Genomic DNA, 9,479 nt, shown 5'->3' with positions numbered 1-9,479 from the left:
CGAGTTTAAGGAACTCCGACCCGGGTCCAAGGGGCGTTCGGAACTGAGAATCCTGTTCGCGTTCGACCCCCGGCGTCAGGCGACCATGCTCGTGGCAGGGGACAAGTCCGGAGACTGGAGTAAGTGGTACACCAGGAACATCCGGATCGCGGACGACCTGTTCGACGACCATCTCGAAGGGCTCAGGGGAGGGCAGTGATGGGTGCGAGCTTGCAGGACATGCTGAACGAACGGTCCGTCGACCATGAAGCGGTGGACGCACACAAGAGGCGAATGGTGGAAGACGTCCTCGTCCACCGGCTGCGTGAACTGCGGGAAGAGGCCGCACTCACCCAGGTCGACCTCGCCGAACGGTTGAACGTCAGCCAGAACCGGGTGTCCAGCATCGAGAGAGGCTGAATCGAGCGCACCCAGATCGACACCCTGCGGCGGTACATCGAGGCGCTCGGTGGTTCGCTGCACGTGGAGGTCGAACTCGGGGACCAGAGATTCCAGAACACCTAGCTCGCCGGTTGATCCGCTTGGCCTCGTGAGGTGGTGTCGGACGCCTGAACCTCGGTCGATTCGGTGATCCACAGCGGTTCACCGTCCCCGCAGACGACGCGCGGGCCGTCTGCGGGTTCCAGGCTGGTGCGCTTCACCACGAGCCGCCGGGAATCGGTCGCGGCGACCGGGCTCCCGGGTGAGCGCATGAAGCGGTGGGTCCTGACCTGGTTGTGGATCGTCCGGGCGTCGTCGGACCAGCGGATGCGGGAGAACTCGTCCTCCATGAACCCCGCGTAGGAGGCCGCGCCGTGGTCCTGTGGTTCGCCCGGGTCCACGGCCGCGACGCGGACCAGGGCCGTGCGGAGCAACCCGTAGGTGACCGGCATGGCGTCCGTGCAGTAGTTCGCCCAGCTGATGTCGTCGGCCAGCGGTATGCCGTCCTTCTGGGCGAGGATGTTGCCCGTGTCGAAGTCCTCGTCTTTCCGGTGGACGGTGGTACCCCCGGTGCGGTCTCCGTTGCGAATGGCCCAGAGCAGCGGTGCCGGCCCCGGTACTCCGGCAGCATGGACACGTGGACGTTGATCGCCCCGTGCCGGGGCATGTCCAGCACGGAACGCGGAAGCTTCCGCGCGAAACCGAAGACGATCAGGAGATCGGGGCGGTAGCCCTCCAGCGCGAGCGCCAAACCCTCGACACTTCCGGGGAGCAGCAGGTCCATCCCCCGCGGCACGGCACCGAGGATCGCCCCGGTCATCTCACCCGCATCGCCGAGATTGGGACCACGGGAGCGCAGAGAGCGTCCATAGAAGTAGGCGACCGGATGGTGTCCCGAATCCGAACAAGCTGCGTGGATGGTGGAGAACTCGTCGGGTCCGGACGAGATCACACAAATACGGAGCGGAGTCGACATCTCGCTGTTTCTTCTTGTATGGGGGTGCTGGCTGTGGGATGCCTGGTTGCTTCAGGTTGTATTCGTGGTGCGGAACGGCAATATTCCACGCCGATTCGAACGCCTGGGTGCACAACTCCGCCACGTTTGAGTCGGTGCGGGTCTCATTGCCGTCCCAGGTGCTGACGAGCTTGATCCTCATGCGCACCTCGCGTCCCACAGTGTCGTGGATCGTGGAGGAGACCGGCCCGAACCGTCTTTCTGCCGAGGTCGTTCAACGGTTCGTCCGGCTGCGCGCCGAGTAGTTTGCGGGCCTCGCGCGCGAACTCATCGGCCTCGGCATTGCTCCCGGGTAGGGGAAACTCCGGAGGCTGTCTCACTTTGTCGCGGAATTCGATGTCGTTGCGCGCGATGAACTCCACGGCGCGGACACGGCGCTCCACCCCGGCGCACTCCGTGACCGGTCCCAGGAATGCGCACACGGCCTGCGTGGTACACCCTCGCGTCGGGCACCACGGGGAACGAGATTTCTGCGGAATCGGTCCCTCCGGGCAAGCCGGGAGCGGAATAATGTCCGCGTGCCCCACGTCCCGGCCCGGCGTTACACCGTCCCCCGGACGACGCTGAGCCCCGCACACCGACTCGACGAGAGGACAGCCCCGAAGTGAGCGCCTACCAGCACTACGACTTCCTCGCCCTGGACCGGCCGCTGGACGAGAAACAGTGCGCCCAACTGCGGGACCTGTCCAGTCGAGGGCGCATCACCGCGAACTCGTTCACCAACGAGTACCACTGGGGCGACTTCCGCGGCGACCCGGCCAAGCTCATGCACACCCACTTCGACGTGTTCGCCCACTTCACCGAGTGGGGCACCCGGCAGATCATGATCGCCGCGCCGAGCGCGCTCCTGCGCCCCCGCGAGATCGAGCCCTATCTGCTCACCTACGATGCCTACTACACCACCGGTGCGGGACGGACCGTCATCTCCCTGTTCTCCGATGGCGAGCTGACCGAGTTCGGCGGCTACCCGGCGGGGCTGGCGGGTTTCGCCCCGGTACGGGCCGAACTGCTCGGGGGCGACCGGCGTCTGCTGTACCTGGCCTGGCTGCTGTCGGTGCAGGCTGACGACGACTTCGACGACGAGGAGATCGAACCCCCGGTCCCCGCGGGACTGGGCGACCTGAGCGCCCCTCTGCACGCGGTGGCGGAATTCCTGTGCATCGACCCCGACCTCCTCGCGGTGGCCGCCCAGGAGTCCCCGCCCCTGCCGACCGGGGCCGGGCAGCGCAAGGAGATGGCGCGGTGGATCGAGGACCTGCCGGTCAAGGAGAAGAACCTCCTGCTGCGGATGGTGGCCGAGGACCAGCCCGCCCGGGCGCGGGCCCGGATGCTCCAGACCTTCCAGGACAGCGGCCTTGGCGCGCCGAGGGCCGCCGAGGGCGCCAGGACCGTGCGGGAGCTGTGGACGGCCGCCGGAGAGCGCCGCGCCCGGAGGGAACAAGAGGAGGCCGCACGGGAGGCAGAGCGGGAACGCCAGCGCAGGGAGGAAGCCGCCGCTGCCCGTGAGGCCCGCCTGGACGACCTGGCCGGGCAGCGCGAGCAGGCGTGGCAGGAGGCCGAGGACCGCATCGCCACCAAGCATCCCGAGGGCTACGACCAGGCCGTGGCCCTTCTGGCCGACCTGTCCGACCTGGCCGAACGCGAAGGGGAGGGGCCCGCCTTCGCACGGTCGCTGCGGGAGTTGCGTGAGCGGCACCGGCGCAAGAGCACGCTCCAGCGCCGGATGGACGAGGCCGGGCTGGAGCACTGACGCGCTTGCCGGAGGTGTCGGCGAACTGGACCGGCCCGCCCCCGCTCAGCCTTGGGACACGGGCGGCGGGGCGGACCAGCTCACAGCCAGCGGGTGAGCTTCTCCCTCGGGGTGTCCGAGCCCACGGACCACATCTTCAGCGGATACGGGTGCCACCGCGCGTTCCCCAACCGCTTCACGTCGTCCTTCTCCTCGTAGGGGACCCTGAGGTAGAGGCGGCCGTCCACCACCTCGCCGACCTCGGGTACCCGTAGGAGGGGCTGTTCCCGCCGGGCCCGGTCCACGATGCGGCGGACCCGCTCACAGGAGCCGGGATCGGTCAGCCGCATCATCAGGTCGGTCGGGCCGCTGCTGGCCAGGAGGTTCAGCGACCCGTGCCAGAGCACGCGCCCGTCCAGGATCAGCACCTTCTCGTGCATCCGCTCCCGGGGGCGCACCTCGCACCCCTTCTCCTCGAGCAGGCGCGTCAGGTCCCGGTGCCGGTCCGGGCCGTCCCTGGCGTCGTCGGCGGGACGGGTGAACACGGTGACCTTCACACCCCGGGAGCCACAGTCCGACAGGTGCTTGAGCCAGCGCTCCACGGGGCGCCTGTTCAGGAAGGCGCAGTAGACCTCGACGCTCTCCGTGGCCCGCTCCAAGTCCCACTCCAGCGCCGCGGCGACCTCGTCGGCGGGGAAGAATGCGGGCCTGCGCAGCTCCTCCTCGCTCAGGCCGACCAGGTCACCGGCGGTGCGGACCGGGACCAGCTCCTCGGCCGGAATCCGCTGGGCCAGTTCCTCCAGCGTGTCGAGCATGACCGCGGTCTCGCTGCCGGGGGTCAGGTGCCCGCGCAGGTACTCGACGTCGGCGACCACCACGAGGTGGTCCTGGGCGCGGCTCAGCGCCACGTTGAGCAGCCGCGCCGTGGACGAGGACATCCCCGTGCCGTTGTAGAAGTACCCCGGTGTGTCCCCGGCACCGGCCACGGTGTCCACGATGACCAGCGGCCGCTGGCTGCCCTGGAACCGGTGCACGGTGTCGGCCAGCCCTTCGAAGTCCTCGCCGAACCGGTACTTCATGCTGCCGCGCAGGTGCGTGACCTGGTCCCGGTAGGGGGAGATGACCGCCATGCGCTCGGCGGGGGACCCGATGCCCTCGTGCTTGCGCCCGGGCAGGACCCCGTCGTACTGCAGTCCGCGGACCAGCTCGTGGATGACGGCCTCGTGCACCTTGTTGGACCTGTGGCGGCCCGCCCCGCCGAGCCGGACACGGCTGGCGGAGGTGTCCACCAGCACCACCGCGCCCTCCACCAGCGGCGAGTGCGGCAGCCGCGACTCGTCGGAACGCTTGGTGGCCAGGGGAGCGTCCCGGTAGGCGACCCGGTTGACCACGGCACAGATGTCGGCGCGCATGCGGTACTGCGTGTCCAAGCCGACCAGCCGCGGATCGTCGGTCACCCGGCCGGAGGGGGACACCAGCCCCGCGGCGTGGAAGACGTCCCGGTCCATCCACCGCCGGGAGTGCTCCCGCTCCTCGGGGGTGAGCTCCTTGGACCCCGACGCGTGGGTGATGGCGGGCAGCTGCCGGAAGTCCCCGGCGACGACGACGCGCTTGCCCGCCAACCCGGCCGCGCACCACGCCGAAGGCAGGTCGACCATCCCGGCCTCGTCGACGACCACGGTGTCGACCCCGTCCATGAGGCGGCGGCTCTGCAGCGCCTTGGACAGGGTCGTGCCCATGATCCGGCACCGGGCGCGGACCGCGTCCAACAGCCCGTCGAGCTCCCGCCGAACCTCGGTGAGCCCGTCCTCGGCGCGGCCGATGAGATCCTCCACCTCGTCAGCCGAAGGAAGGCCGCGGGTGGCCGCCGCAGCGGACTCTCGCTCCCGGACGCGTTCGGTGAGCGCCCCGTCGAGCTCCTCCCGGCGAGCGGTGGCGGCGTCGATCCGTCGCCCGTGCTCTTCCAAGGCTTCGCGCAGGCGGTCCCGCACCGCCAACAGGCGGGCCAGCCGCTCGGCCTTGCGTTTGGCGAACATCCCCGTGGGCGTGCCCATCGCCTGGATACTCGCGCCCACCTGGTCGAGCTCCCGCTGGTCGCTGGTGGCCTGCCCCCGTTCCTGAGAGATCTCGTCCGTGATCTCCCGCGCAAGGGAGAGCCCGCTCGACAGCCCCTCTTCTGCCCGGGCGAGGCGTTCGTGGGCGAGGCGTTGGGCGGCGGCGACCTCGAGGGCCCCCTCCAGCTCCTCGGCCCGGACGGCCAGGTCCGCCCCCAGCCGTCCGGCGACCATCTCCGGGTCGACCACCGACCCGAACCGTTCCCGGAGCGAGGCCACCTCGATGTCCCCGGCGCGCTGCACCAGGCCGGTGTCGAACCCGTCCTCCCCTTCGAGCCGCTCGCAGACCCTCTCCAGCGCCTGGTCGACGGCCACCCGGGTGGGCGCAAGGAACAGGACCCGTTCACCGAGGCGGTGCGCGCCCTCGACGATGAGGGACACCACCTCGGTCTTGCCCGTGCCGGGTGGCCCCCAGACAAAGGTGACACCGCTGTCCAAGGCCTGTTCCACGGCGCGGCGCTGGCGTTCGTTGAGGGACATGTCCCGGTACCCGCGGATGTACCGCTGCGGGTCGGCCAGCACCCCGACCGCGGGTGCCCCGTCGCCGAGGACCCAGGCGGCGGTGGTCAGGTTGACGGGACCGGCGTCCTGCCCGCAGTCCCGGACCCGGTCGGCGAGGGCTGCCAGGGACCGCGTCTCGTCCTCGCGCAGCTGGACGTTGCCCGGCCGGTCGCCGAGGTCCGCCTCCGTGGTGACGAGGATCTTCCCGTCGGGGTGGGCCGCGGCGGCGGCGTGCTTCCAGGGGTCGCGCGAGCGGGAGGGGCGCACCAGGAGCCGGTCGGATTCGAAGGACTCCTTCCACCGGGTACAGGTGAACAGGTACTCGTGGGGGTGTTCGGCGTCGCCGACGCGGACGCGTTCGCCGTCCTTGAGGGGGACCTTCTCCTTGGCCCTGGCGTGGTCGGCCAACTGGGCCCTGATCTCGTGGTCGAGGGCGGCGAGGAACTGGTCGGCGGGTTCGGGGAGTGCGCTCGGGGAAGTCACTGGGCCCTTTCGGCATCGTCAGCACTGGGGAACCGGCGCCTCGGAGTATGCCCTAAGGAGGTGACGTTCCGGAGGCGTTCCTGCGCAACGAGTGGCAAGGGCGGCCCCGGGCCGTTCGGCGAGTCCCCCAGCCCTCCCGGCGCCGTCCGCGCCGAGGGGAGACCGCCACCTACCGGGTGCGGCTGGAGGTCACCGGAACCAAGCCGCCGGCGTGGCGCAGGCTGGACCCGGACCTGTTCCTCGACGAGGTGTATCCGACCCTCCAGGCCGCATTCGGCTGGGAGGACCACCACCTGCACGGGTTCGCCAGCGGTCCGTAGTACGACAACCCGGAGTCCGAGCACTACCCGTCGCCGTTCGAGGCGGAGCAGGCAAGCCCGGCGTCCCAGAGGGACAGGTGCGGCTGGACGAGGTGCTGGCCCAGAAGGGGGACCGATCCCGGACGACCTGCCCCCAACGGTCGCGGAGCTGTCGGGGGCCGTGCGCGGCCCTGCGCAGCCCGGCCTGACCGCTGACCCGCAGATGGAAGACGTCCCGGTCGATCCACCGCCGTAAGTGCTCCTGTCTTCGGACTGGTGCCAACTTCCTTCCGTGATCTTGCTCCTGGTAGCAATTTCGGCGCCGATTTCGCTACTGGTAGCAAGATCACGGAAGGGAGGACGCCGGGGGAAGCGCTCATCTCCGCGCGTGGGTGATGGAGGCCAGAATGTACTGCGGGCGTTTCAGGTCCTGCCAGGTGAAGCGGACGATACGCACACCCGGATGCCAGCGCTGGAGGGCGTTCTGGCGATCCCGATCCCTGAGTAGCGCCTGAGGATGGCTGTGCGGGCCGTGTCCGTCGGCTTCACCGATGAGCCGGTGCTCCTCCCACCAGAAGTCGGCGATGCCGATCGTATGTCCGTTCCCGTCCCGAAAGCGGTGCTGCAGATCTGTGGGAGGCGCTCCTCCGTCAATGCAGATCAGGCGCACAAGGGTCTCCAAAGGACTTGCGGCTCGCCCATCGGCCATCGGCCACCAGCGACGAACCTGCACACATTCCTTGCGTCCTCGGTTGGCCAGTTCCAGTTCCTCTATGTCTTCCTCGAGGATGAGCCCCTGGTGCAACGGGGAGTCCATGAGGCAGACAGCGGTCTCTCGACCGACGAGAAGCAGTGTGTCGCGCAGGGTTCTGCCGGGACCGGTCAGGTGAATGCCCGCCGTTGTGGAGATCTCGTCCGGAGGTACCTGCCAGCTGTGCAGGGTGATGCGGGGTGGTGGCGCTGGGCTCCGAGCGCGGGAATGACCATGTGTATGCTTCGCCCGTCCCGACGCGGAAGGCTCTGCATTCCCCAGAGGCGAGGGCGGTCTCTCCACCGGCGAAGGCGTCCGGTCCGAGCGCCAGTTGGGCAGCCATGGCTGCTGAGCGATGGTGGTCTTCGGTATCGGAAGGGTCGGTCAACGTTCGAACGGAGTAGACGCCGGTGTGTGGATGTCCCCACTCGCCACTGCGAATGAGGCGGCGGACATCGCTCTTGGTGATTCCGGTCTGGTGGGCCTGTTGCCAGCTCAGCACTCCGTGCTGCTGGGCGGCGATGGCGAGCGCGGCGCTGGGCACGATGCGGGTACCGCGGACACCGGAAGGCTGAGGCTGAGCGGGAGGGGCGGGCTGTTGCCGGGCGGGGAGACCGGGCCGGTGCTGAGCGGGAAGGCCCCGGTGGGGTTCGGCAGGGTGCATGTCTTCAGCGTGCGGTGATTCCGCCGCTGAATCGAGGCCTTCGTGTCGGCCTGTGGATAACTCCGGGGCGTCGTTGGAACCCCGGGAACGCCGAAGGACCCCGATCCGTTGGATCGGGGCCCTTCTCGTGGGGTGAGTGACGGGACTTGAACCCGCGACATCTTGGATCACAACCAAGTGCTCTGCCAACTGAGCTACACCCACCACGTTCGCCTGGCCTCTCGGCCCTGCGTACGTATGTCATCCTAGCGGACTTCGAGGAGTGCTTCGATCAGTTTCCGGGGGCGGACTTCTTCAGGGCCGCGTCCCTCACGGCCATGCCGTTGCCGTCGGCGACGATGTCAGCGGCGATGGCGCGGGCCGTGCCGGAGCTGTAGCCGGGCTCGGGGGCGAAGGCGGCTGCGCGGAAATACCGCAGCTCACGGATGCTTTCCGTGATGTCGGCGAGGGCGCGGTGGCCGCCATCCTTCTCCGGGCTCGCGTAGTAGACACGCGGCTGCCAGCGGCGCAGGAGCTCCTTGATGGAGGAAACGTCCACCATCCGGTAGTGCAGGAACTCGTCGATGCGACTCATGTCACGTGCCAGGAAGGTGCGGTCCGTGGCGATGGAGTTGCCGCAGAGGGGCGCCTTGCGCGGTTCCTTCACGTACTGCTGGATGTGCTCGAGAACGCGGTCCTCGGCCTCCTCCAGGGTCACACCCTTGTCCAGCTCGTCCAGGAGCCCCGACGTGGTGTGCATGTCCCGGACGAAGTCGCCCATGCGGTCCAGAGCGTCCTGCGGAGGCTTGATCACGACGTCCACACCCTCGTCGAGGATGTTCAGGTCGCCGTCGGTGATCAGACAGGCAACTTCGACCAGTGCGTCGTTCTCGAAGTCGAGGCCCGTCATCTCGCAGTCGATCCACACCAATGAGTCATTCATACCGGTCAGCTTAGGCGTTGTGGGACCTGTCGGAGACGACGAGAGGGGCGGCGGGTCACGAAGACCCACCGCCCCTCGTCCACGTCGGGGATCCTCACCGCCGACGCCCTAGTCCCAGACGAACGGGTCGGATACGCCCGGGGGCTCACCGACGTCGAAGATCACGTACAGCCAGTCCCACACGTCCCAGAACTGGAGGTAGAGCAGAACCCCGAGGATGACCAGCAGGATCAGGAAGAACACGAGGCAGCCACAACCGCCGCGCTTCTTCTTCTGCGGCTGCTGGGGCGGCTGCTGACCGTACGGGCTGCCCTGACCACCCGGGGGCGGACCGCCGTGCGGGCCTCCGGGGGGACCTCCGTGCGGGCCGCCCTGGGGGCCCCAACCGGGGCCTCCGGGGGGACCTCCGTGCGGGCCGCCCGGGGGCGGACCACTGGGAGGCGGACCACCGGGCGGGCCTCCGTGGGGGCCACCCGGGGGAGGACCTCCAGGGGGACCACCGTGCGGGCCGCCAGGGGGCGGTCCTCCGGGCGGACCTCCGTGGGGACCGCCGGGAGGGCCGCCCATCGGCGGTTGGCCGG

General features: G+C 69.3%; 9 protein-coding genes, 1 tRNA gene and 2 pseudogenes. 5 read left to right on the top strand and 7 right to left on the bottom strand.

Annotated features, from left to right (window positions below; all coding sequences use genetic code 11):
• Nucleotides 1-16: 16 nt before the first annotated feature.
• Both ACYVD1_RS12850 and ACYVD1_RS12845 read left to right on the top strand, forming a co-directional pair.
• A pseudogene (locus tag ACYVD1_RS12850) lies at nucleotides 17-199 on the top strand (type II toxin-antitoxin system RelE/ParE family toxin); the annotation flags it as partial.
• Nucleotides 199-399 carry a helix-turn-helix transcriptional regulator gene (locus ACYVD1_RS12845; RefSeq protein WP_460771782.1) on the top strand — a complete coding sequence of 67 codons (201 nt, stop codon included), beginning with the start codon at nucleotides 199-201 and terminating at the stop codon, nucleotides 397-399. The pseudogene ACYVD1_RS12850 and the gene ACYVD1_RS12845, both read left to right, overlap by 1 nt.
• Nucleotides 400-500: 101 nt before the next feature.
• Here the strand turns inward: ACYVD1_RS12845 and ACYVD1_RS12840 are convergent, their stop codons facing one another.
• Together ACYVD1_RS12840 and ACYVD1_RS12835 are read right to left on the bottom strand one after the other, a co-directional pair.
• Nucleotides 501-872: a hypothetical protein gene (locus tag ACYVD1_RS12840; protein ID WP_460771881.1), complete on the bottom strand. Its 372-nt coding sequence runs from the start codon at nucleotides 870-872 to the stop codon at nucleotides 501-503.
• A 63-nt stretch (nucleotides 873-935) separates the two neighbouring features.
• Nucleotides 936-1,396: pseudogene (locus ACYVD1_RS12835) on the bottom strand (formyltransferase family protein); the annotation flags it as partial.
• 643 nt (nucleotides 1,397-2,039) lie between these two features.
• On the opposite strand from ACYVD1_RS12835, the gene ACYVD1_RS12830 reads away from it, so the two are divergent.
• Nucleotides 2,040-3,185 carry a hypothetical protein gene (locus tag ACYVD1_RS12830; protein ID WP_460771779.1) on the top strand — a complete coding sequence of 382 codons (1,146 nt, stop codon included), beginning with the start codon at nucleotides 2,040-2,042 and terminating at the stop codon, nucleotides 3,183-3,185.
• A gap of 80 nt (nucleotides 3,186-3,265) precedes the next feature.
• Here ACYVD1_RS12830 and ACYVD1_RS12825 read toward each other — a convergent pair whose 3' ends face one another.
• Nucleotides 3,266-6,262 carry an AAA domain-containing protein gene (locus ACYVD1_RS12825; RefSeq protein ID WP_460771777.1) on the bottom strand — a complete coding sequence of 999 codons (2,997 nt, stop codon included), beginning with the start codon at nucleotides 6,260-6,262 and terminating at the stop codon, nucleotides 3,266-3,268.
• A 176-nt stretch (nucleotides 6,263-6,438) separates the two neighbouring features.
• Here ACYVD1_RS12825 and ACYVD1_RS12820 point away from each other — a divergent pair, with 176 nt between their 5' ends.
• On the top strand, nucleotides 6,439-6,582 hold the full coding sequence (locus ACYVD1_RS12820; protein WP_460771774.1) for an IS1096 element passenger TnpR family protein: 144 nt from the start codon (nucleotides 6,439-6,441) through the stop codon (nucleotides 6,580-6,582).
• Nucleotides 6,583-6,937: 355 nt separating this feature from the next.
• Here the strand turns inward: ACYVD1_RS12820 and ACYVD1_RS12815 are convergent, their stop codons facing one another.
• Entirely contained in the window at nucleotides 6,938-7,378 is a 441-nt protein-coding gene (locus ACYVD1_RS12815) for a hypothetical protein (protein ID WP_460771772.1), read from the bottom strand.
• Nucleotides 7,379-7,730: 352 nt separating this feature from the next.
• On the opposite strand from ACYVD1_RS12815, the gene ACYVD1_RS12810 reads away from it, so the two are divergent.
• A complete protein-coding gene (locus ACYVD1_RS12810) occupies nucleotides 7,731-7,994 on the top strand; it encodes a hypothetical protein (RefSeq protein WP_460771770.1) in 264 nt (87 codons plus the stop codon).
• A 110-nt stretch (nucleotides 7,995-8,104) separates the two neighbouring features.
• On the opposite strand, the gene ACYVD1_RS12805 is transcribed toward ACYVD1_RS12810, so the two are convergent.
• From ACYVD1_RS12805 to ACYVD1_RS12795, 3 genes are all read right to left on the bottom strand, one after another.
• Nucleotides 8,105-8,180 (bottom strand) — tRNA-His (locus ACYVD1_RS12805).
• Between the two features lie 67 nt (nucleotides 8,181-8,247).
• Complete coding sequence (gene orn / locus ACYVD1_RS12800) at nucleotides 8,248-8,898, bottom strand: oligoribonuclease (protein WP_460771767.1); 651 nt, start codon at nucleotides 8,896-8,898, stop codon at nucleotides 8,248-8,250.
• Between the two features lie 108 nt (nucleotides 8,899-9,006).
• The gene (locus ACYVD1_RS12795; protein ID WP_460771765.1) at nucleotides 9,007-9,141 is read right to left on the bottom strand and encodes a hypothetical protein; all 135 of its coding nucleotides are present in this window, start codon (nucleotides 9,139-9,141) and stop codon (nucleotides 9,007-9,009) included.
• Nucleotides 9,142-9,479: the final 338 nt, after the last annotated feature.

Source organism: Nocardiopsis nanhaiensis (genome assembly GCF_054778635.1).
The sequence above is the reverse complement of the archived record's forward strand: the minus strand, read 5'-3'. Positions and strand labels throughout refer to the sequence as shown.

Coding starts and splice junctions, on each gene's coding strand:
- ACYVD1_RS12845 (WP_460771782.1), top strand. CDS start 199: ATGGGTGCGAGCTTGCAGGACATGCTGAACGAACGGTCCGTCGACCAT.
- ACYVD1_RS12840 (WP_460771881.1), bottom strand. CDS start 872: ATGCCGGTCACCTACGGGTTGCTCCGCACGGCCCTGGTCCGCGTCGCG.
- ACYVD1_RS12815 (WP_460771772.1), bottom strand. CDS start 7,378: ATGGACTCCCCGTTGCACCAGGGGCTCATCCTCGAGGAAGACATAGAG.
- ACYVD1_RS12810 (WP_460771770.1), top strand. CDS start 7,731: ATGTCCCCACTCGCCACTGCGAATGAGGCGGCGGACATCGCTCTTGGT.
- orn (WP_460771767.1), bottom strand. CDS start 8,898: ATGAATGACTCATTGGTGTGGATCGACTGCGAGATGACGGGCCTCGAC.